Raw genomic sequence first — 21,449 nt, forward strand, 5'->3', positions numbered from 1 at the left:
CCTCAGGGTACCCTCACCCGATGTCCTCGGCATCGAAGGTCGCTCGCGGCAAGGCCAAGAAGAAGTGCTGCCGCAGCAAGACTCGCTGTCTGACGTGTCCGGTGGTGATCATGCGGATGAAGAAACTGGAACAAGCAGGTGTCACGGGCAAGGACCTGAAGAAGGGTCTGAAGAAAGCCCGCGCGGCCTGACTACAGCAGCGCCGCGAGATCCGGCAGCCACGCGGCGTCCGCCGGCACCAGATCGACTCCGTGCAGATCCGCCGCGTCGACCCAGCGGAGGGCTTCGTGCTCGAGCGCCGTCGCCGTCCCGGAGAACCGTGTGACCGCGTAGGCGCGCAGTGTCAGCGACGCCGAGAGTGCGACGTCGACACCGACGGGCTCGCCGACGGTCACCTCGATACCCAGTTCCTCGCGCAGTTCCCGGACCAGTGCGTCCTCGGGGGTCTCGCCGGGGTCGACCTTGCCGCCGGGCAGTTCCCAGAGTCCCGCCAGTTCCGGTGGGAAGGCGCGACGCGCGAGCAGCAGGCGCCCGTTCTCGACGAGGGCGCCCGCGACCACCAGCGCGGGCTCGGGAACTGGCACCATCGCAGTATGGCCGACTTGCTGAACGACACGGAGATCGACGACGCACTCACCCGCCTGACCGACTGGCAGCGAGACGGGGACACCCTGGTCCGCACCGTCGAGTCGGCGAGCTTCCTCGAGGCGATCGACCTCGTCCGGCGCGTCGCGGAGGAGGCAGAATCGGCGGACCATCATCCGGACATCGACGTCCGATGGCGGTCGGTGACCTACCGGCTGTCGACGCACTCCGCGGGTGGACTCACCGGGAAGGACGTCCTGCTCGCGGCCGCGATCGACCGCCTGGCGAGGTGACGCGGCGGCCCACCACCGCGATCCAGACGAACAGTGCCAGGGTGCCGACGGCGTAGACCGATCCCGCCAGAGCGAGTGGCCACGGGCGCGAGATGTCCCAGATGGACGGTTGTTCGAAGCTGAGGATCCACGGCACGCCGATCAGGGTGACCACGAGCCAGTACCCCGCGAGCACGCGCGCTCCCGGCGCGCCCGACAACGGACCGTGCATCAGCCAGATCGACATGGGCACCACCCAGACCCAGTGGTGGGACCAGGAGATCGGCGAGATCATCAGGCCCACGAACGAGACGACGACGAGCGTCCCCAGGCGATCGTCGCGTGCCAGCGTCCGCCAGGCCAGGAATGCCGCGGCCAGCACCACGGCCGCCGCGACCAGCCACACCGGCCCCTGGCCGACGTCCTGCCCGGCCACGCGTGACAGCGCTCCGCGCAGGGACTGGTTCCACACCGAGCCGACGGGACCGATCCGGTCCGCGTCGCCCAGCAGGGTGGTGAAGTACGTCGTCGCGGCGGACCCCACGAGCAGGAAGCTGATCGCGACCGTCGCCGCGAAGGCGACGGCGGAGAACGCGGCGGCCGCCCACCGACGCTGCGCCAGGAAGTAGAGGCCGGTGATGGCGGGGGTGAGTTTGACGCCTGCCGCGACGCCGACCAGGGCACCCGACTGCCACCAGCGGGCGCTGCGGGCCGCGAGCATCGCCAGCAGAACCAGGAACACGTTGACCTGGCCGTAGTCCAGGGTGGTGCGCATCGACTCGGTCCACAGGCCCACCGTCGTCCAGAGCAACGCCGCCCGGTGTCCGGACCAGAGGCCCGACCCGACCATGCCCTGTGCGAGCCGGACCACCGCGTACAGCGCGGCGATCGTGGCGATCATCCAGGCAGCGCCCACCACCGGGAACGGCAGGAAATGCAGCGGATAGAACACGAGCGCGGCGAACGGTGGGTACGTGAAGGGCAGGGGGAAGTCGGGAGTCTCCTCCGAGTAGGTGAAGTCGTAGAGGTCGCCGCTGAACAGGCGGGCCGAACCGTCGACGTACACGTGGAGATCGACCCAGTTGCTGCCGTTGGGGGTGGCGACGGTCCACACCACACGCAGGATCAGCGAGATCACGAACAGGGCCGGTGCTGCTGCCAGCAACGTGCGCCCGGCCGATCGCCGTACTTCACTCACGAGTGTTCTTCCGATCGACGGGGGTCGAAGCCAGAGCGCAGCCTATCCGCACCGTGCGACGTGACTCTTCTGCACCACGGGGCCGCCGCGTTGTCACGCGACACGGCTCACAGCAGTAACGATCGCATCACTGTTCACTCTGGCAACACCAGACACTCTATTAACGGACTACCGTTCGAATCGGAGCGAGCGACACGGGTCGATCGACCGGTGAGCTGCTGTACAACCGTCACTCCGTGTACATAGAGTGACCCCGCGCCCGACTGCCTCGCACGGCGGTGACGGGCAGATAGTGCATCGTGGGTCGCCTCGGAACGGTTCGAGGCGGCCGGAGGAGAAACGGGGACATCATGCGGGACATCGGGACAACGGGAACGCGCGTCGCAGCGCGACGTGTTCTGAGCGGAGTGGCCGTCGCCGCCGCCTGCGCCTTCGTCGCACCCGCTGCGGCGGGCGCAGCACCCGCCCCAGTCCTGCCGCTGCCCGCCGAGGTTCCGGTGATGCCGGGCTACGAGGCACTGGCCGCCCTGGCCCCCACCCTGCTCGACGCCGCGGAGCGCGACGCAGCGTCGCCGCAGAGCGATCTGTTGGTGCGCGCGAAGGCGCTGCTGGCCACGGCCCCGCTGTCGGACCAGGCGAAACGCATCCTCACCAGCATCATCACGTTCCTCGACGGCAGCGGTGGTGGCGGCCCCGAGATCCCCCAGAACGGCCCGGTCATCTCGCAGTTCTTCTACCCCACCGTCGGCAAGGGCTGCATCTCGGCCACGGCCGACTCCGTCGCGAGCGCGCTCGCGGTACCCGGCCCGGCACAGTTGCCGCCTCCCGGACCCGCAGCCGGTCAGGCCGGCTTCGTCTTCACGGCACTCGGCACCGCACCGCTCGCCGACGTGCAGGCAGCGCCGCTGACGGCGAACTGGGTCAACGTCGACACGGGTCGCACCGGAGCGACCGTGCTCACGGGTGCCGCGGGGATCAACCCCGACGGCCCGGCCACGCTCTCGGCACTCGCGGACACCGGGACCGGTCGCGTCCTGGCCGCCGTCTCCGGGTCGATCAGCACCGAGGCCGGCATCACGTGCAGCTTCCTGCCGACCATCGGTGCCTTCGTCGTCTGACGATCGGGACGAGACCGGCGTTCAGGAACCGAACGCGGTCGAGATCTGGGTGTAGATCGCTCCGGCGATCGCGTACAGGTAGTCGATGAACTCCATGGTGGTGCCCTCCGTAGGTGTGACTGCTGTGACAGGTGTGTCGTGAGAAGTCGCCGCCGCGTTACGCGGACAGGCTCCACTGCCCGTAGTCCTCGCGCAGCACGGTGTTGACGTCCACACCCACTCCGTCGATCGCTCGCTTGTCGATCTCGATCTGATGCAGGTGGGCAGCCGGGTTCACGTAGCCCTTCGGCGTCCCCCAGTTGTGCTGCCAGTACCAGGCACCGAGTCCCGCTGCCGCCGCGAGGTCGATGGTCGGCGAGTTGGCGTACACGCCCGTGTTCTCGGCCCCGACCACCGACTGCCAGCCGAGCAGGTACGGCGCGATCATCGCGGCGAACTCGACCGCGGTCGGGTTGTCGTCGATCGACGCGTAGATGGGCCGGTCCGCCGGTCCGCCTGCCTCCGTGTGCAATTCGAGGCCGCGCGTCGCGTGCTTCACGCCGGCGGCGAATCCGCCACGCCAGTCGGCCGTCGCCCCCTTGCCGAACTGGTAGCACGACACCACCTGGAGACCGGCCGCGGTGAGCTCGTCCACCTCGGCGGCGGTCATCGGCTTGCCCGTCATCCAGGCGGCACCGGGTCGACGGTCCGAGACGTAGCGGATGGCGCCCAGATGGCCGGCGGCGGCGATGGCGGAGGCAGACGGCACTCCCCCGGCGTAGTCGACGATCGTGCCCAACGCTGCGGGTGCTGAGGGCGCGGCAGAGGCGACGCCACGAGCGGCGACACCGGTGACCCCGACCGCGACGGAACCGGCGGCGGCATAGCGGAACAATTGACGACGCGACACGTGCACTGGGGTCTACCTCTCGATTCGCCCGGCGCGCCTTCCTCGACATGACGGCCCGGGCTGGTAACTTCTCACGATTTCCGGCGCTATTGCACCACAGACCTCAGGGACCCCGCTAGTCCCGTGAGTCCCCTCGTCCCCAGCGATCAGTACCACTGCGTCCAGAACCGCGTGAGCACGCCGCCGCTCTGGGCCCACCCCGCGGGGACGCCGGACAGCTCGTACAGGGAGTACACCGCGTCGAAGAAGACGCGGTTGACCTGCGGCACGAACAACAGGGCCACCACGATGAGAACCCCGTAGGGCCCGATCTGCGCGAACGACCGCCGCGCCCCGGTCGACAGATGCGGCTCGATCGCGCCGAACCCGTCCAGGCCGGGCATCGGGATCAGGTTGAGGACCACCGCGACCACCTGAAGGAACGCCAGGAAACTCGTGCCGAACCAGAATGCCGCGTGCTCGCTGCCCGGTGCCCACACCGCGACGATCGTCAGAAGGATCACCGCGAGAACGAGATTGGCGAACGGGCCGGCCAGGGACACCGTCGTCCGCTGCCGCCTGGTCATACCGCTGGTGTTCAGCCACACGGCGCCGCCCGGCAGACCGATCCCGCCCAGCGCGACGAAGATCAGCGGCAGCACGATCGACAGTCCGGGCACCGTGTACTTCAGGGGGTTCAGCGTGAGATAGCCGCGCGCGGCGGTGTCGTGATCACCGAAGCGCCAGGCCGTCACCGCGTGGGCGAACTCGTGGAGACACAGGGACACCACCCATCCACCGATGACGAGGACGAAGACACCGGCGTACGACAGGACGTCGCCCGGCCTGGTCGAGTTCCAGGCCAGAACACCGCCGATCACGGCGACGGCGACGACCGCGAGGAAGACGGGGCTGGGTCGTACCGACGTGGACAGTGCCATGTCAGCAGCGTAGGCGGGTCACCTGAGCGCTTCCCGCACTCGATAGACGGCCTTCCGCAGGCAGTCGGTGTACGCGTCGGCGTCCATGACGTCGTCGCTCGTCACGATCGAGAGGGTCACCACGTCGCCGATGCCGTGCACTCCGTGCGTGACGCCGACCGTCGGCGAGAGGGCCGGGAACCCGGCGCTCAGCACGACGGGCCGACCGCTCAGCGTGAGGTCGGCGACGCCTCGGTTCACACTGGAGACCACCGTGTGACCCGCCACCGTCGTCGGCGCCACCGACAGGTCGGCGCGGTCGACGTCGCGCCGGACGATCACCGCGGGAACGGTCTCCGTCGCACGATCGCCGACCCCGAACGCGGGGTGTTCCAGCCGTCTTCGCCGATCTCGCAGGGAGTCGTCGATCGCCCGTGCCCGAGCGCGGAGATCCTGCACGGACGGGTGCAGATCCACCCCCGCGTTGTGAAAAGCGTTGGCAGCAGCGGTGGTTCGACTATCCCCCGGTATGGCGATCATGACCTCGGCCCCGAGGTCGTCCGGAACCGGCTCGCCCAGGGACGCGAGATGCCGACTCATCGCGTCCGACACCACGACGAGCGCGGCCACGGTGACACTGACGGTGTCGGTGCGGAGGTCCGACGCCGGGCACACCACGCACCGGATGCGGGTGGTCCCGCCTGCCGGGCGGGACAGCAGCGTCGGCGCTCGGGGAAGCGGCGGGCCGGGGATGACGCCGGCTGCCGTGTCGGCCGTGCGCCGACGATCGGCCACCACCGCCTCACGTGCCCGACGCATCATGCCGATCACCCGCGCGGGAAGCTCGACGGCACCACGCGCGACCGCGAGGGGCGCCGGCACCACCGTGCGCACCGCCGCTGACAGCTCGTCCGACAGCAACGCGCGAGCCAGCGCCGACACCCGCCCGCCGTCCCCGAGAGCGTGCGCGATCTGCAGGACGAGCACCGTCGCCGACCCCGTCGTGCCGGGCACCCCGTGGACGCACGGGTACAGATGCACGCGCCACGGCTCGCGGCGCGGCTCGACCTGATCCCCGAAGGTCTCCGCCACCCGGTCGAGGCAGTCCTGCCACGTCCCGCCGGCGTGGACGCGGACCCGGTCGCGGGTCACCTCCGTGGGCACCCAGTAGGGGTAGTCGGCCGTCCACCGCGTCTCGCGCAGACGGACCGACAGCCCGCCCACCGCACGCGCCCGACGCACGAGTGCCGTGGCGACGGCGTCCGGGTCGTCGAGCACACCGTCGAACGCGTAGAGCAGGAACTGGTCGCTCGGCAGGCGCCGCGACAGCCAGTACATGCGGGCGTCGGTGGCCGTGAGCCGACCGGTCACGTCAACGGTCCTGCTGCTCCGCCTGCAACTTCAGCGCGGCGAGTCCCTTCTCGAAGTCCCTGCCGATGAACCTGTCCATCGGCACGATCCTGCCGACGAGACGCGCGACGAGGTTCTGCTGTCCCGTCATTCGCCACGTCACCTCGGTGCCGCTTCCTGCCGGCGACAGCAGGAAGACAGTCACGTTCGTGGCCTTGAACGGTTTCGTGAACAGCAGATCGAGCACGACACGATCGTCCGTCGAATCCACGATGGTCATCGACCCGGCACCGGCCTTGCGATTACCCGACCAGGCGTAGGACGCCCCGACCCCGGACTCCGAGCCGCTGTAGGTGCGGGACAGATCGGGGTCGCTGCCCTCCCACGGCGACCAGGACGTCCACCGGTGCAGATCGTCGAGGAAACCGTGCACGGTCGACGCCGGAGCGTCGACGAGGACGGAACGTTCGATCACGAACTCGTGGACCCTGTCGGTGGTCATGGGGTGATGGTAGGGCGCAGCAGTCAGTCGCGCCTGCACAGGCAGAAGAGGTGACCGACGGGATCCTGCAACACGCGGAAACCCGGGTGTTCGCCGTCGTCGTCCAGCACGCGGGCACCCTGCTCCACAGCGAAGGCCTGCGCCGCTTCCATGTCGTCGACCACGAGATCGAGGTGGATGCGGATGCCCTCCCGGGGCCAGTACAGCGGGACGAAGTCGGGCGCCTTCTGGAAGGCCAGACGCGAGCCGCCGGTGCCCTCGATCACGGTCCAGTCGGGATCGTCCTGCACCACCTTCCACCCCAGCAGAGCGGTGTAGAAACGCCCGAGCGCCACCGGATCGGGACAGTCGAGAACCGTGTAGTCCATGTCGATCGTGGGTCGTGTCATGTCCGAATTCTAGCCAGGCGTGCCGATGCCCGAGAGACTTCCCGCTTGTCGGTACCCGGTCAGGACAACCCATTCCGCACCCTCGCGCCACGGTGCCACCGACCAGGTGGAGAAGCGCTGCACGGCCGTGAAGCCGGCGTCCCGGACGTCTCGTTCGGCCCGGTCGGCGGTGTACTCGCGGTCCGTCGCGAACCCCAGGATCACCACCCCGCCCGGGACCACCGCGTCGTGCCAGCGCCGGAGCACCGTCGACTCGGTGCCCGGGGCGAGGAAGACCATGACGTTGCCGGCGGCCACGATCGCGTCGAACGACTGCGGCTCCAGATCCATGGTCGCCAGGTCGCCCTCCACCACCGTGATGCCGTGCTGTCGACGCGCCTCCTCGACCAGGACCGAGTCGAGATCCACGGCGGTCACCGTGTGTCCGCGCCGCGCGAGTTCCGCGCCCAGTCGTCCGGTTCCGCATCCTGCGTCGAGGACACGCGCGGCCCGGGGCAGCACGGCGTCGACGAAGCGGGCCTCCCCGTGCATGTCCGCGCCCGACGCCTCCAGTTCCCGGAAGCGCGCGACGTAGGCGTGCGAGTCCTCGGCGCTGCGCTCGGCCGACCACCGGGTAGCGGTCACCGGTCGAGGTAGAAGCGCGCGGTCTCGGTCGCCACGTCGGACACCGCGGACGCCAGCCCGGGCTCGAGATCCAGGGCATCGGCGAGTTCGCTGCCGCGCAGCCCCTGCGAGCGCAGCAGGTCCCAGGCCTTCTCCACCAGACGTACCGACGTCGCGTGATCGAGTTCCGGCCGGTTCGAGCGCAGGGCCGTCGCCGCCCAGTCCGCGTCGAACGTGCCGTTGGGCGGACCGAACACCCGCTCCCCCGTGGAGTAGGGCTTCGGGTCGGTGCCACCGGCGTGTGTCATGCCCGTGACGCTATCCCCTGCCGGTAGCGGGCGCCGCGATGCTCGTCTTGTTCCCCGCCGACCAGGCGTAGGGCAGGTCATCGCCGTTGAGCAGGTGAGCACCCACCGAGCGCAATTTGTAGAGCACCGGGTTGTGCACGGAGATGGTGCGCGCGTTGCGCCAGTGCCGATCGAGGGCGAGGGTCTCCGACACGATCGATGCTCCGCCGACCTCGAACAAGTGGGTCGTCGCGTCCAGCACGAGGTCGACGACCACGGCCTGGGCGTGCGACGTGCTCAGCTCGGCCCGGTCGAGCGATGCGTCGTCGCCCACCTCGACGGCGCTCTCGACGTCCGCGGCCGCCGACAGGACCAGGGCGCGGGAGGACCAGGCGGCAGCTTCGAGCCGCCCGACGAGCTGCTGCACCACCGGATCGTGTCGCGGCAGGTCGGCGGCGGCGTGGGTGTAGCTGCGGGTGCGGGCGCGGACCCACGCGGTGATGTCGTCGGCGGCGCGGCGCGCGATGCCGGCCAGGACCGCGAGCTGGACCAGCTGCAGGTACGACGTCGCGTACGTGCGTCCGGGTGCGCCGTACCCCGGTCCGAGCAGGCGCGACTCGTCGACGGCGACGTCGGTGAACGTGGTGGTGCCGCTGACGGTGAGCCGCTGCCCGAAGCCGTCCCAGTCGTCACGCTGCACGACGCCGGGAGCGTCCGAGTCGACGAGCACGGACACCCGCTCGCCGTCGAGGTCGGCAGCGACCAGGATGTGGTCGGAGTAGAGACTGCCCGTGCTGTAGAACTTCTCGCCGTTCAGACGCAGACCGTCCGGGCCGCGCGTGACCGTCGTGCGGTAGTGGTCCACCGCCCCGACACCCGGCTCGGTGATCGCGTTGCCGACGAGAGTGCCGTCGGCGATCGCCCGCAGCCACGCGTCGCGGTCGGGTCCCGGTTCTGCCGCCACCTGGTCCTCGACGAAGCTCCAGTGCACGCGCAGCGCCTGCGGCAGATTCGACTCGGCGGCCGCGAGATCGACCAACAGCGAGAACAACTGCGTCACCGAGGCGCCGTAGCCACCGTGCTCGACCGGCACGCGCAGTGCGCCGAAGCCGGCCTCGCGCAGCAGCGCGATCTCGTCGTGGGCGAGCCGTCTGTCCTTCTCGCGGGCCACCGCGCCCTCGGCGATGCGGTCGAAGACGGGCTGGAAGCGGGCGCGGAGGGCCTCGTCGGTCGCCGGGCCGTCGGTCACTCGGTCGTGTGTCGTCGTCACGGGAGACGAGACTGCTCGTCGGCGCCGTCGGCCGACACCGTTGGACTCGAGGAGATTCTTGCCACGCCCGCTGCCCGAGGCAGTACGGTGACCCGAACGGGGGGAACCATGGCGCTGTCGCGCAGCATGAATCGACTGATCGCGGGGCGGATCACACCAGAGATGGCGGCGGATCCGCACGCCGCCATCCTGCCGACCCCCATCGCCGACGACTCCTTCTTCGACATGCCTGATCACGGCCTGTCACCGGGTGTCCTCGTGCGCCACCGCGATGCGACGGGATGGTTCCCGCGACCACGAACCCGCCTGCGCCAGTTCATGGTCGGCTCCACCGACGCTCTCGGGCGTCCGGTGCCCGTCACCGCCACGCTGATGGAACCGAGGAGGCCGTGGCGCGGGTCGGGTACCCGGCCCGTGGTCGTGCACAACGTCGCGATCGACTCGCTCGGCACCCGGTCGACACCGTCGTATCGCATCGTCCACGGCGTCGGCCAGGACTTCCCCACGGTGGTTCCGCTCTGGCTTCAGCGCGGGTACGCGGTGCTGATCCCGGACCATCAGGGACCGCGTATGGCCTACGCCGAGGGGACCATGGCAGGGCACGCCGTGCTCGACAGCATCCGCGGACTCGTCGCGCTCGACCCGTCCTACGCGACGAGCCCGACCGCCCTCTACGGCTACAGCGGCGGTGCCATCGCGACGGCCTGGGCCGCGCAACTGCACCCCTCCTACGCGCCCGAGCTCGTCCTGCGCGGCGCCGTGGCCGGAGGATCACCGGTCGACGTCGGCTTGCTGCGCGGGACCATGAACGGCACTCTCGGAGCCGGCCTCTTCGGGGCGGCGATCATCGGCATGGCTCGCGAACACCCAGCCCTGGTCGGGCAGTTCAGCCCCACCGGCATCGTTCTCGCGTCGATGATCAAGGACCTGTCCGTCGTCCCGCTGGCCCTGTCCGGGCTGGCGCGGTTGCGACTGGAACGGCTGTCCGTGGACCCGGGCGTGTTCGAGTCCGCCACCGCGCGCGCCGTCATCGAGGCGAACACTCCGGGGGCGGACGCGCCCGTCGTACCCGTGGCGTTCTATCACGGTGCTGCGGTGCCCCGGTTCGCCGATCGGTGGATCCCCGAGCAGGGCGTCCTGAACCTGGTCGACGCGTGGCGCGGACGCGGCGCGGACGTGGAGTACCGGCCTGTGTTCGGCGACCACTTCGTGGGCGCGCTGTCCGGTCTGCCGTTCGCGATGCGGTGGATCGACGCGAGGTTCCGGGACGGCTAGCCGTCCACCACCCACCAGGCGGCGTACGGCGGGAGCCAGACGGTGTCGTCGTCGACCGACCCGACGCCCGTCAGCACCTCCCGCGGAGCGACGATTCCCGAGCGGCCGAGGACGGACACCGCCACCGGGCGGTGTGTGTCGCTCACGTTGAACAGGGCGACGAGTGTGCCGCTCGGGTGCCGACGGCGGACACCCAGCACTCCGTCGTCCAGATCGCCCAGAACGTCGACCGGCGCCTCGGCATGCAGCATGGGCAGATCCGACCGCACGCGGGCGATGTGCGCGATGCCGTCGAACACCCGCTGCGCGTCGGAGCCCTGCTCGTGGCGACGCGCCCTGTCGGCGTCGGTCACGCGCGGTCGGTGCACCCACCGGTTGTCGTCCTCGTGGCCGGGTTCCGCCGCCCAGTCGGGATCACCCGGCGAGCCGATCTCGTCCCCGCTCCACACCACGGGGATCCCGCCCCAGACCGCGACGAGGGCGTGGGCGAGGAACAGCCGGGCGAACGCGCCGTCCGGATCCCGTCGCTCCGCACCGAGGCCCGAGAGCGCCGCCGCCGTCCCGCTGATCCGACGGTCGCCGGTGTCTGGATTGTGTTGGAACACCAGACCTTCCGCCCACGACTGCGGGAACTCTCCGGAATACCAGTCGGCGAGGAAGTGTCGGTGGCCGGCGCCGGACAGACCCATCGCGGCCGCGTCGCCGTCGTCGATCGCCCATCCGATGTCGTCGTGGCACCGCACGTACGTCACCCACGTCCCGCCCGGCGGAGTCGGTGGCAGTGTCGACAGGGCGTGGCGCGCCAGCTCGGTGCTGCCCGAGGCCAGCATCGACCACACCTGGACCATGAGGCTGTTGTGGTAAGCGATGTCGGACACCCGACCGGTGTGCGATCCGGTTCCCAAGTAGGGCAACAAATCTCGTGGTCCGACGATCGCCTCGGCCTTGAACAACAGCGCAGGCGAGGCCATGCGCGCCGTCGCCCGCAGGATCTGCGTGATCGCGTGCACCTCGGGCTGATTCTGACAGTTGGTTCCCAGCCGCTTCCACAGGAAGGCGATGGCGTCGAGACGGACCACCTCGATGCCCAGGTTCGCGAGAGCGGCGACGATGTCGACGAACTCGACCAGCACCGCGGGATTGGCCCAGTTCAGATCCCACTGCCACTCGTTGAAGGTCGTCCAGACCCAGCCGTCGACGCCGTCGTCCCACGTGAAGTTCCCCGGTGCGAAGTCGGGGAACACCTCGGGCAGCGTGCGCTCGTAGGCGTCGGGCGTCGACCTGTCGGGATGGATGTGGAAGTAGTCGCGGTGGACTGCGTCGCCCTGTTGCGCCAGTTCCGCCCACTCGTGTTCGCGGGCAACGTGATTGAGGACCAGGTCGATCACGGGACTGATCCCGCGCTCGCGCAGGGTGGTGGCGAGCGCCCGCAGATCGTCGACCGTCCCGAGGTCCTCCCGCACCGTGCGGTAATCCATGACCGCGTACCCGCCGTCGTTGTCGCCCGGACGCGGCGTGAGCAGCGGCATCAGGTGCAGGTAGGTGACACCGAGATCCGTCAGGTGGTCCAGCCGATCCGCCAGACCGGACAGAGTGCCACCGAAACGGTCGACGTAACAGGCGTACCCGAACATGGTGGGCTGCTGGAACCAGTCCGGCTCCAGCAGTCGCCGCTCGTCGAGCCGGTGCAGCTCGTCGGGCCGGTCCGCGAACGCGTGTGCCGCGCGCTCGACGAGGATGCGCGCCACCGCATCGGGCTCCGCGTACAGGGCGGTGACGGCCTCGTGGAGATCGGGCCACCAGCGCTCGACACGGAGAGTGAAGGTGTCCCGCCGGTGCGGCGGGAGGGGGGCGAGTGCCGCACCGATGATGTCGTGGATCGCGTCGGGTACGGCGGTGCGCGGCATGGTCGGGATTCTTCCACGCCCGGCAGTGGGTAGCCTCGAAGTGCAGCTCACACGATCAACGAGAGGACGTCCGATGGTGAACTTCGGCGAGATCAAGCGCAAGCTCGACCAGAACGAGGAGAAGGTCGAACAGGCACTGGACAAAGCGGGCGACGCGGCCAAGAAGAAGTTCGCCGGGCACGACTCCCAGATCGACGGCGCGCTGGACAAGGCCAAGGACGCCATCGGCGAGAAGAACAGCGACCGCACCGACGGTCCTCCCGCCTAGTGGTCGCGGTGGGGAACTTTCTGACAGGAGTGCTGGACGAGGCGCTCGACCGGACGGTCGTGCCCGGCTACTCCCGTATCGGGTCGGCCGTCCGTCGTCGATTCTGGGCGGCCGATCCGGCCCCGTTCCCCGCCCCCATCGACGTGATCGTCACCGGCGGCAGCTCGGGTCTCGGCGCAGCTGCCGCCCGACAACTGGCCGTCCTCGGTGCGCGGGTGCACCTGGTCGGGCGTTCGGCGCGGCGGCTCGACGCCTCCGCGACCGAGATCCGCCACACCGTGCCCGGCGCCGAGCTCGTCGCGCACGAGTGCGACATGAGCGACCTCGATGCCGTGGCTGCGCTGGTCACCACCCTGACCGCTCAGCTGACGTCGATCCACGCGGTGGTGCACTGCGCCGGCGTCATGCCGCCCGAGCGCACCGAGACGGCACAGAAGCACGAGATGGCCTTCGCGACCCACGTGCTCGGGCCCGTCGCGCTCACGGTCGGGCTACGCGAGCTGTTCGACGCGGGGTCTCGCGTGGTGTTCGTCTCCAGCGGCGGCATGTATCCGGTGCCGCTGCAGACCACCGACGTCGAGTTCGCTCACGGCGACTACTCGGGCCTCACCGCCTATGCCCGCACCAAGCGCATGCAGGTGGTGATCACCGAGCAACTGGCGGAGCGCCTCACCGGGCCCGACGATCCCGTCGTGCACAGCATGCACCCGGGGTGGGCGGCCACACCCGGTGTCACGGACTCCATTCCGATGTTCGGCTCGGTGATGAAACCGATCCTCCGCACCGCCGACGACGGAGCCGACACCATCGTGTGGCTCGCGGCCGCCGATCAGCCACTCGCGTCCACGGGGATGTTCTGGCACGACAGACGACCGCGCCCCACGCACTACCCGTCCTGGCGGCGGGACTCGCCGGAGGCACGGGACGCACTGTGGGGCGCGGTCGTGGAGGCCACGGGTATCGACCTCGGCTGACGTCTCCGTCAGAGGAGATCGGTCAGGTTCGACACGATCGAGGACCAGACCCACGGTTGATTCCAGATCCAGAGCGAAAGCATGGCGGTAGTCCTCACTGCAGGGAACATCTGTCCCCGACAGTCAAGACGCGTCGTTGCAGGCGTGCACCTCGGACGGCGGATGTCGGTGACGAGTCACTGTCACGCTCGGTGCATCACGACATTCACGACGTTTCCGTCACGAGCGCGCACGAGGAATCGTCGGACTCCCCAATCCTCCGTGGTGAGCGGATGCACGATCTCGTGACCGCGACGGACGGCCTCCTCGTACGCCGCATCGACGTCGTCGACGTGAACCGACATCGCCGACTCCACCGGACTCGTCGCATCTCGCGTCACCAGTTGTACGTGCGCACCGGTCTCCGGTGACGTGAAGCGGGCGACCCAACCGAGATCGAACTCCTCGACCGCGAGTCCCAGGAAATCGGTGTAGAACGACTTCGCCTCGGCGATGTCCTCGACCGGCAGGTTGGTGGTGATGCGCTCGACTCGCATGGTGCGCATTCTGCCCCTCTCGGCCTGTTCGTGTCGGTGCCCGCTGCTACCTTCGCACACATGTTCGAACAGGGGTGGGCGACGCGCGATCCGGAGGCCATGGGCCTACCCGGACACCTCGCCGATGTCACGGTCGACGGCGTCCTCGGCGCACTCACCCACGCCACCGCCGGCGCCGCGTACCTCGAATGGACCCGCTACCGGGCCGCGGCGGAACTGCACACCCGACTGGTCGCACCACTGGACACCGCCGACCGCCGCCGCTTCGACGCGACCACCCACTGCGCCGCTCGCATCGCCGCAGTCCTGTCGATCACCCAGGGCGCAGGCGAGGGCATACTCACCCGTGCCGTGGCCCTGCGAGATCGTCTGCCCGACGTTGCCGCCTGCCTCCGCGACGGCCTCGTGACCCCCAAATACATCCACACCATCATCGCCCGCACCGACCTCGTCGACGGCACCGACCATGCCCACCTGGTCGATGCCGAGATCGCGGCGGCACTACGGCGACGCGGCTCCTGGTCCGCCGGCCGGATGCGCGACATGGTCGACCGCATCGTCTATCGCCACGACCCCGACGCCGTCCGCGAGCGTCGTACTCGCGCGAAGGACGACCGCGGGTTCTGGATCGACCCCGCACCCGACGGCATGGCGTATCAGTGCGCCACCATGCCCGCCGAGAACGCCGTCCTCGTCGCCGCTGCTGTCGACGACCTCGCCGGACGCGTCTGCCCGAAAGACCCGCGCAGTGCCGGCGCCCGGCGCAGTGACGCCCTCTTCGCCCTCGCCACGCGCACCCCCTACGAGTGCCAGTGCGACGACGACGACTGCAGTGCCCCCGGTTGGACCGGAGAGGACGGTCTCCTGACCACCGTCATCGTGCACGTCGTCGCCGACGCCGCCACCGTGAACGGGGACACCACCTCCGCACAGCAGGGCAACCCGGGTTTCCTCGCGGGCCACGGCGTCATCTCCCCAGACCACGTCGCCGACCTCGCCGCGCGCCCCGACGCGGTTCTGAGGCCGGTCGCCGCCACCAACCCCGCCTCGCAACCCGCGGATCCCTACCGCCCGTCCAGTGCCCTCGACACGTTCGTGCGCATCCGCGATCAGTACTGCACCTGGCCCGGCTGCAGCAACGCCGTCTGGACCGGCGACCTCGACCACATCACCGAGTACGACCACGACAGCCCCGCGGCCGGCGGTCAGACGACCGACGTCAACCTCGGCGCCAAGTGTCGCTTCCACCACAATCTGAAGACGTTCGGCGACTTCGTCGACGACCAGTACCTCGACGAGGACACCGGACGCGTCGTCTCCACCATCACCACACCCGAGGGATGCGTGATACCGGGACCGGCGCACGACGGGTACGACCTGCACCCCGGACTCGCCGACATCACCTTCGAACAGCCGGCGCAGGACCCACCGGATCCCCCGCGCACATCACCGACCAGGCGAAGAACCCGCCTGGCAGACAAGCATGCCCGGCGGCGGTCCGAACGCTCCCGAAACCGACGCAGACGAGAGTTCGCCGACAACGACGACCCACCACCGTTCTGACAGGACGTCAGTCCAGGCAGAACTCGTTGCCCTCGACGTCCTGCATCACCATGCAGGACTCTTCTCCGTCGCCCGCGGGCAGGAGCCGCACTCGCGTGGCTCCGAGGTCGACGAGGCGTGCGCATTCCGCTTCCAGAGCCCCGAGGCGCTCGTCACCGACCATGCCGACGCCCACACGGACGTCGAGGTGGACGCGGTTCTTGACGGTCTTCGCCTCGGGTACGCGTTGGAAGTACAGGCGTGGACCCACCCCGTTCGGGTCCACGCATGCGAAGGCCGACCCCTGTTTCTCGGCGGGGAGCGAACGGTCGAACTCCGCCCAGTCGGCGAAGCCCGCGGGCGCCGGCGGCACCACGTATCCGAGAACCTCGCACCAGAATCGGGCGACTCGCTCGGGGTCCGCGCAATCGAAGGTGACCTGCACCTGTCTCACCTGAGCCATGGAACCACGCTAGGCGACAGTGGCAGCCGTCGGAAGGGAAATATTCGGGCGCCCTCAGCGTTCTCCGGTGCATGAAGAACATCGGGTTCCTGTCGTTCGGGCACTGGTCACCGTCGCCGCACTCGCAGACGCGCTCCGCATCGGACGTGTTGCTGCAGTCGATCGACCTCGCGGTCGCCGCAGAGGAACTCGGTGCAGACGGCGCGTACTTCCGCGTTCACCACTTCGCGAACCAGCTCGCGTCGCCGTTCCCTCTGCTCGCGGCCGTCGGTGCCAAGACCAGTCGCATCGAGATCGGCACCGGCGTCATCGACATGCGCTACGAGAACCCGTTCTACATGGCCGAGGACGCCGGGTCCGCCGACCTGATCTCCGGCGGGCGGCTGCAGCTCGGTGTGAGCCGGGGATCGCCCGAGCAGGTCATCGACGGCTTCCGCTACTTCGGCTACGCCCCGGCCGAGGGCACCGACAGCGGAGACATGGCCCGTGAGCACACACGCATCTTCCTGGACCTGTTGGAGGGCAAGGGCTTCGCGGAGCCGAACCCCTCCCCCATGTTCCCCAACCCGCCCGGCCTGTTGCGCCTCGAGCCGCACTCCGACGGGTTGCGTGAGCGCATCTGGTGGGGTGCAGGTACTCGTGCGACCGCCGAGTGGACGGCGCAGCAGGGCATGAACCTCATGAGCTCGACTCTGCTCAGCGAGGACACCGGCGTGCCGTTCCACGAGCTGCAGGCCGAACAGATCGAGCGCTTCCGCAAGACGTGGTCCGACGTCGGCCACTCATTCGAACCGCGAGTGTCCGTGAGCCGCAGCATCTTCCCGATCGTCGACGACGTGGATCGTGCGTACTTCGGCCGCGAGGGCGGCAGCGGCGATCAGGTCGGCTACATCGACGGCGGCATCGCTCGTTTCGGCAAGACCTACGCCGGCTCACCAGACAAGCTCATCGCGGAGCTGGCGAAGGACGAAGCCGTCGCCGCGGCCGACACACTGCTCCTGACCGTGCCCAACCAGCTCGGCGTCGAGTATTGCGCACACCTCATCGAGTCGGTGCTGACGCACGTGGCGCCGGAGTTGGGCTGGCGGTAGCAGTCCCGCTCAGACGTTGAAGCGGAACTCCACCACATCCCCGTCGGCCATGACGTATTCCTTGCCCTCGATGCGGACCTTGCCGGCCGACTTGGCGGCGGCCATGGATCCGGCGGCGACGAGGTCGTCGTAGGACACGACCTCGGCCTTGATGAAGCCCTTCTCGAAGTCGGTGTGGATGACACCGGCGGCCTGGGGTGCGGTGTCGCCCTGATGGATGGTCCACGCGCGGGACTCCTTCGGCCCCGCCGTGAGGTAGGTCTGCAGTCCGAGGGTGTGGAAGCCGGCGCGGGCCAGGGCGTGCAGGCCGGGCTCGGTCTGGCCGATGCTCTCGAGCAGCTCCATCGCGGATTCGTCGTCGAGTTCGACGAGCTCGGACTCGATCTTGGCGTCGAGGAACACGGCGTCGGCGGGTGCGACAGCAGCCTTCAGCTCGGCGACCTTCGCGTCGTCGGTGAGCACCGACTCGTCTGCGTTGAAGACGTAGAGGAACGGCTTGGTGGTGAGCAGATTGAGCTCACGCAGTGACGACGCGTCGAACGTGTCCTTCACCGAGTACAGCGTCGTGCCGCTGTCGAGAATCGTCTGCGCTTCCTTGGCCGCGGCGACCATCGGCGCGCGATCCTTCTGCGTGCGAACTTCCTTCTCGAGACGCGGGATCGCCTTCTCGAGGGTCTGCATGTCCGCGATGATCAGCTCGGTCTCGATGACCTCGATGTCGGCGGCCGGATCGACCTTGCCGTCGACGTGCACCACGTCGTCGTCGGCGAACACGCGCACGACCTGGCAGATGGCGTCGGCCTCACGAATGTTCGCGAGGAACTTGTTGCCCAGGCCGGCGCCCTCGGACGCGCCCTTCACGATGCCGGCGATGTCGACGAACGTGACGGGCGCCGGAAGGATCTTCTCGGAACCGAAGATCTTGGCCAGCTCGTTCAGCCGCGGATCCGGCAACGGTACGACGCCCTCGTTCGGCTCGATGGTGGCGAACGGATAGTTCGCCGCCAGCACGTCGTTGTTGGTCAGCGCGTTGAACAGGGTCGACTTACCGACGTTGGGCAGTCCGACGATTCCGAGGGTGAGGCTCACAGGGAGGAGAGTCTACGTGCCGCCCCCGACCGCCCTGTCAGTACGTGTAGTCGGTGCCCGATCCCGCCGAGATCGCGAAGGCGATGAGCAGCACGTAGAAGAGGATGAACAGCGCGAAGAGCCCCACGAAGATGTAGAGCGAGTACTTGCCCAGCTGCTTCGTGCGCTCCGACGCGTAGTGCGCACCCTGATAGTCGCCCAGCGACCACCGCGGGAACACCGAGCTCGAGTGGTTGAACGCCGAGAACGCCAACGGCCAGAAGAAGATCAGCGCGGCGGCGGCCCAGCCGGCGTTGGTCGGCGGCAGCGGCGGCGGGCCGTACTGCTGCTGGGGATAACTCGGCTGCTGCTGCTGCGGGAAGGCTCCGCTGGTCGGGAACGCTCCGGTGTCCGTCGGCCCCTTCGTCAGGTCGGGCTCGTACGACGAACCGGTGTACGGCTGCTGCGGGTACTCGGGGTGGTCTGACACACGAGCATCGTAGGCAGTCAGGGCGCGCGAGTGGGGTCTCGTTGTCATGTCGTGACGTTCGGCGACGGTCCCGGACCGCTCGGCGCAACGATCCGCACACGCCAGGCTCACAACCGCACGAAATGTCGGTCGGTCTGCTTACAGTGACTGCGATCACACGATGATCGCCGCCCCTCCACCGCATGCCAGGAGCCCGCAGATGACTGCCGTGTCCGACAGGGGGAACTCGCACGTCGAGTTCCTCAAGACCGACGACGACCTTCCCCCCGTGGGCGTCGTCGACCGCTCACCGATGACGGTGCCCAAACGCATCGTCTTCGTCATCATCGGTCTGCTGGGCGCCGTCGCCTGGACCGTCATCGCCGTGATCCGCGGCGAGCAGGTCAACGCGGTGTGGTTCGTCGTCGCGGCGGTCTGCACCTACATCTTCGCGTTCCGGTTCTACGCACGCCTCATCGAGAACCGCATCGTCCATCCGCGGGACGATCGGGCCACACCCGCCGAGATCCTGGAGAACGGCAAGGACTACATGCCGACGGACCGTCGGGTGCTGTTCGGCCACCACTTCGCCGCGATCGCGGGCGCCGGTCCCCTCGTCGGTCCCGTCCTCGCTGCGCAGATGGGATATCTGCCCGGCACCATGTGGATCATCATCGGCGTCGTCTTCGCCGGCGCGGTGCAGGACTTCCTGGTGCTCTGGATCTCGACCCGCCGACGCGGCCGCAGCCTCGGTCAGATGGCCCGCGAGGAGCTGGGCGTGGTCGGCGGTATCGCCGCCCTCATCGGCGTCTTCGTCATCATGATCATCATCATCGCGGTGCTCGCACTCGTCGTCGTGAACGCACTCGCCGAGAGCCCGTGGGGCGTCTTCTCCATCGCACTGACCATTCCCATCGCCCTCTTCATGGGCGTCTACCTGCGGTACCTGCGCCCGGGCAAGGTCTCCGAGGTCTCCCTCATCGGCGTCGTCCTGCTGCTGCTCGCCATCATCTCGGGCGGCTGGGTCGCCGAGACCGAATGGGGCGCCGACTGGTTCACGCTGTCCAAGGTCACCGTCGCGTGGTTGCTCATCGCCTACGGTCTCGCCGCGTCGATCCTCCCCGTGTGGCTGCTGCTCGCCCCGCGTGACTACCTGTCGACGTTCATGAAGATCGGCACCATCGTGCTGCTCGCCGTCGGCATCCTCATCGCTCGACCCGTCCTGCAGATGCCGGACATGACGTCGTTCGCCAGCGAGGGCAACGGACCCGCGTTCTCCGGATCGCTCTTCCCGTTCCTCTTCATCACCATCGCCTGCGGCGCGCTCTCCGGTTTCCACGCGCTGATCTCCTCGGGCACCACGCCGAAGCTTCTCGAGAAGGAGAAGCAGATGCGGATGATCGGCTACGGCGGCATGCTCACCGAGTCCTTCGTCGCCATCATGGCTCTGGTCACCGCCTGCATTCTCGATCAGCACATCTACTTCGCGCTCAACGCACCGACCGCACTCACCGGCGGAACACCCGAGACCGCCGCGGCGTACGTCAACGGGCTCGGACTGTCAGGCGGGGACGTCAGCGCGGCCGAGCTGTCGCAGGCCGCGACGGACGTCGGTGAGGAGTCAATCATCTCGCGCACCGGCGGCGCCCCCACGCTCGCGTTCGGCATGTCCGAGGTGCTGCACCAGGTCTTCGGCGGCGAGAGCCTGAAGTCGTTCTGGTATCACTTCGCGATCATGTTCGAGGCGCTGTTCATTCTCACCACCGTCGACGCAGGCACGCGTGTCGCCCGCTTCATGCTGTCGGACTCGCTCGGCAATCTCGGTGGCGGCGCGAAGAAGTTCCGCGATCCGTCGTGGCGCGTCGGTGCCTGGATCTGCTCGGTCATCGTCGTCGCGGCCTGGGGCGCCATCCTGCTCATGGGCGTCACCGATCCGCTGGGCGGCATCAACACGCTCTTCCCGCTGTTCGGCATCGCGAACCAGTTGCTGGCCGCCATCGCGCTCACGGTCGTCCTGACCGTCGTGGTGAAGAAGGGTCTGCTGAAGTGGGCCTGGATCCCCGCGCTGCCGCTGGCCTTCGACCTCGTGGTCACCATGACGGCGTCGTACCAGAAGATCTTCTCCGACGTTCCGGCCATCGGCTACTGGGCGCAGCACAGCGACTTCAAGGAAGCGAAGTCGCAGGGCCTCACCGAGTTCCGGTCCGCCGCCACACCGGAGGCCATCGACGCCGTCATCCGCAACACCTTCATCCAGGGCACGCTGTCCATCGTCTTCGCGGTGCTCGTCCTCATCGTCGCGCTCGCCGGATTCGCCGTCTGCTTCAAGGCGATCCGCGCCGGTGGACTGCCCAGCAGCGAGGAGGCGGACGTACCGTCGAAGCTGTTCGCGCCCAGCGGTTTCCTCCCCACCGAGGCGGAGAAGTCGGTGCAGGCGGAATGGGACGTGCTCATCGCGGACGGCACGGTGCGCCGGCCGGGAACGGGCCACTGA

At 68.8% G+C, this 21,449-nt stretch carries 24 protein-coding genes; 9 read left to right on the forward strand and 15 right to left on the reverse strand.

Going from position 1 to position 21,449, the window contains the following annotated elements:
- The first annotated feature begins 20 nt into the window (after positions 1–20).
- Positions 21–191 carry a hypothetical protein gene (locus HQ308_RS07560; RefSeq protein WP_204866762.1) on the forward strand — a complete coding sequence of 57 codons (171 nt, stop codon included), beginning with the start codon at positions 21–23 and terminating at the stop codon, positions 189–191.
- On the opposite strand, the gene HQ308_RS07565 is transcribed toward HQ308_RS07560, so the two are convergent.
- Positions 192–584, reverse strand: coding sequence for a (deoxy)nucleoside triphosphate pyrophosphohydrolase (locus HQ308_RS07565; RefSeq protein WP_269320087.1), 393 nt, complete (start codon positions 582–584; stop codon positions 192–194).
- Positions 585–593: 9 nt separating this feature from the next.
- Here HQ308_RS07565 and HQ308_RS07570 point away from each other — a divergent pair, with 9 nt between their 5' ends.
- Positions 594–878 carry a 4a-hydroxytetrahydrobiopterin dehydratase gene (locus HQ308_RS07570; RefSeq protein ID WP_027503888.1) on the forward strand — a complete coding sequence of 95 codons (285 nt, stop codon included), beginning with the start codon at positions 594–596 and terminating at the stop codon, positions 876–878.
- On the opposite strand, the gene HQ308_RS07575 is transcribed toward HQ308_RS07570, so the two are convergent.
- Positions 826–2,055 carry a mannosyltransferase gene (locus HQ308_RS07575; RefSeq protein ID WP_222646059.1) on the reverse strand — a complete coding sequence of 410 codons (1,230 nt, stop codon included), beginning with the start codon at positions 2,053–2,055 and terminating at the stop codon, positions 826–828. The two genes, HQ308_RS07570 and HQ308_RS07575, sit on opposite strands and share 53 nt — an antisense overlap.
- Positions 2,056–2,405: 350 nt before the next feature.
- Here HQ308_RS07575 and HQ308_RS07580 point away from each other — a divergent pair, with 350 nt between their 5' ends.
- Positions 2,406–3,173, forward strand: a complete 768-nt coding sequence (locus HQ308_RS07580) for a hypothetical protein (protein WP_222638176.1) — start codon at positions 2,406–2,408, stop codon at positions 3,171–3,173.
- Positions 3,174–3,330: 157 nt separating this feature from the next.
- Here the strand turns inward: HQ308_RS07580 and HQ308_RS07585 are convergent, their stop codons facing one another.
- The 8 genes from HQ308_RS07585 to HQ308_RS07620 all read right to left on the reverse strand — a co-directional run bounded on the left by HQ308_RS07585 (position 3,331) and on the right by HQ308_RS07620 (position 9,362).
- Entirely contained in the window at positions 3,331–4,068 is a 738-nt protein-coding gene (locus tag HQ308_RS07585; RefSeq protein ID WP_222646060.1) for a DUF1906 domain-containing protein, read from the reverse strand.
- Between the two features lie 140 nt (positions 4,069–4,208).
- Positions 4,209–4,982, reverse strand: coding sequence for a site-2 protease family protein (locus HQ308_RS07590; RefSeq protein ID WP_222646061.1), 774 nt, complete (start codon positions 4,980–4,982; stop codon positions 4,209–4,211).
- An 18-nt stretch (positions 4,983–5,000) separates the two neighbouring features.
- Positions 5,001–6,332 carry a wax ester/triacylglycerol synthase domain-containing protein gene (locus HQ308_RS22910; RefSeq protein WP_222646062.1) on the reverse strand — a complete coding sequence of 444 codons (1,332 nt, stop codon included), beginning with the start codon at positions 6,330–6,332 and terminating at the stop codon, positions 5,001–5,003.
- A 1-nt stretch (position 6,333) separates the two neighbouring features.
- Entirely contained in the window at positions 6,334–6,813 is a 480-nt protein-coding gene (locus HQ308_RS07600; RefSeq protein WP_222638179.1) for an SRPBCC family protein, read from the reverse strand.
- A 23-nt stretch (positions 6,814–6,836) separates the two neighbouring features.
- Entirely contained in the window at positions 6,837–7,202 is a 366-nt protein-coding gene (locus HQ308_RS07605) for a VOC family protein (RefSeq protein ID WP_027503894.1), read from the reverse strand.
- 9 nt (positions 7,203–7,211) lie between these two features.
- Positions 7,212–7,826 carry a bifunctional 2-polyprenyl-6-hydroxyphenol methylase/3-demethylubiquinol 3-O-methyltransferase UbiG gene (locus HQ308_RS07610; RefSeq protein ID WP_027503895.1) on the reverse strand — a complete coding sequence of 205 codons (615 nt, stop codon included), beginning with the start codon at positions 7,824–7,826 and terminating at the stop codon, positions 7,212–7,214.
- Positions 7,823–8,113, reverse strand: coding sequence for a hypothetical protein (locus HQ308_RS07615; RefSeq protein ID WP_027503896.1), 291 nt, complete (start codon positions 8,111–8,113; stop codon positions 7,823–7,825). The genes HQ308_RS07610 and HQ308_RS07615 overlap by 4 nt, the downstream gene beginning before the upstream one ends.
- 10 nt (positions 8,114–8,123) lie before the next feature.
- On the reverse strand, positions 8,124–9,362 hold the full coding sequence (locus HQ308_RS07620; protein WP_308115713.1) for an acyl-CoA dehydrogenase family protein: 1,239 nt from the start codon (positions 9,360–9,362) through the stop codon (positions 8,124–8,126).
- A gap of 108 nt (positions 9,363–9,470) precedes the next feature.
- On the opposite strand from HQ308_RS07620, the gene HQ308_RS07625 reads away from it, so the two are divergent.
- Positions 9,471–10,637 (forward strand): lipase family protein, encoded by a 1,167-nt coding sequence (locus HQ308_RS07625; RefSeq protein ID WP_222646063.1) that lies wholly within the window; start codon positions 9,471–9,473, stop codon positions 10,635–10,637.
- Here the strand turns inward: HQ308_RS07625 and HQ308_RS07630 are convergent.
- On the reverse strand, positions 10,634–12,544 hold the full coding sequence (locus tag HQ308_RS07630) for an alpha-amylase family protein (RefSeq protein ID WP_222646064.1): 1,911 nt from the start codon (positions 12,542–12,544) through the stop codon (positions 10,634–10,636). The genes HQ308_RS07625 and HQ308_RS07630 overlap by 4 nt on opposite strands.
- Positions 12,545–12,617: 73 nt before the next feature.
- On the opposite strand from HQ308_RS07630, the gene HQ308_RS07635 reads away from it, so the two are divergent.
- Both HQ308_RS07635 and HQ308_RS07640 read left to right on the forward strand, forming a co-directional pair.
- A complete protein-coding gene (locus HQ308_RS07635) occupies positions 12,618–12,812 on the forward strand; it encodes an antitoxin (RefSeq protein WP_037183861.1) in 195 nt (64 codons plus the stop codon).
- A gap of 8 nt (positions 12,813–12,820) precedes the next feature.
- On the forward strand, positions 12,821–13,786 hold the full coding sequence (locus HQ308_RS07640; RefSeq protein ID WP_285188402.1) for an SDR family NAD(P)-dependent oxidoreductase: 966 nt from the start codon (positions 12,821–12,823) through the stop codon (positions 13,784–13,786).
- Positions 13,787–13,968: 182 nt separating this feature from the next.
- On the opposite strand, the gene HQ308_RS07645 is transcribed toward HQ308_RS07640, so the two are convergent.
- The gene (locus HQ308_RS07645; RefSeq protein ID WP_222646065.1) at positions 13,969–14,322 is read right to left on the reverse strand and encodes a VOC family protein; all 354 of its coding nucleotides are present in this window, start codon (positions 14,320–14,322) and stop codon (positions 13,969–13,971) included.
- A 60-nt stretch (positions 14,323–14,382) separates the two neighbouring features.
- Here HQ308_RS07645 and HQ308_RS07650 point away from each other — a divergent pair, with 60 nt between their 5' ends.
- On the forward strand, positions 14,383–15,885 hold the full coding sequence (locus HQ308_RS07650; protein ID WP_222646066.1) for a DUF222 domain-containing protein: 1,503 nt from the start codon (positions 14,383–14,385) through the stop codon (positions 15,883–15,885).
- 7 nt (positions 15,886–15,892) lie between these two features.
- Here the strand turns inward: HQ308_RS07650 and HQ308_RS07655 are convergent, their stop codons facing one another.
- A complete protein-coding gene (locus HQ308_RS07655) occupies positions 15,893–16,327 on the reverse strand; it encodes a VOC family protein (RefSeq protein ID WP_056447390.1) in 435 nt (144 codons plus the stop codon).
- 71 nt (positions 16,328–16,398) lie between these two features.
- Between HQ308_RS07655 and HQ308_RS07660 the strand changes: the two genes are divergently transcribed.
- Positions 16,399–17,418, forward strand: coding sequence for an LLM class flavin-dependent oxidoreductase (locus tag HQ308_RS07660; protein ID WP_222646067.1), 1,020 nt, complete (start codon positions 16,399–16,401; stop codon positions 17,416–17,418).
- A gap of 9 nt (positions 17,419–17,427) precedes the next feature.
- Here the strand turns inward: HQ308_RS07660 and ychF are convergent, their stop codons facing one another.
- Positions 17,428–18,507, reverse strand: coding sequence for a redox-regulated ATPase YchF (gene ychF, locus HQ308_RS07665; RefSeq protein WP_027503913.1), 1,080 nt, complete (start codon positions 18,505–18,507; stop codon positions 17,428–17,430).
- 37 nt (positions 18,508–18,544) lie between these two features.
- On the reverse strand, positions 18,545–18,976 hold the full coding sequence (locus HQ308_RS07670; RefSeq protein WP_308115714.1) for a CD225/dispanin family protein: 432 nt from the start codon (positions 18,974–18,976) through the stop codon (positions 18,545–18,547).
- A gap of 199 nt (positions 18,977–19,175) precedes the next feature.
- Between HQ308_RS07670 and HQ308_RS07675 the strand changes: the two genes are divergently transcribed.
- A complete protein-coding gene (locus HQ308_RS07675) occupies positions 19,176–21,449 on the forward strand; it encodes a carbon starvation CstA family protein (RefSeq protein WP_056447384.1) in 2,274 nt (757 codons plus the stop codon).

Source organism: Rhodococcus sp. BP-241 (assembly GCF_019836145.1).
In the GTDB taxonomy this organism is placed as follows: Bacteria; Actinomycetota; Actinomycetes; order Mycobacteriales; family Mycobacteriaceae; genus Rhodococcoides.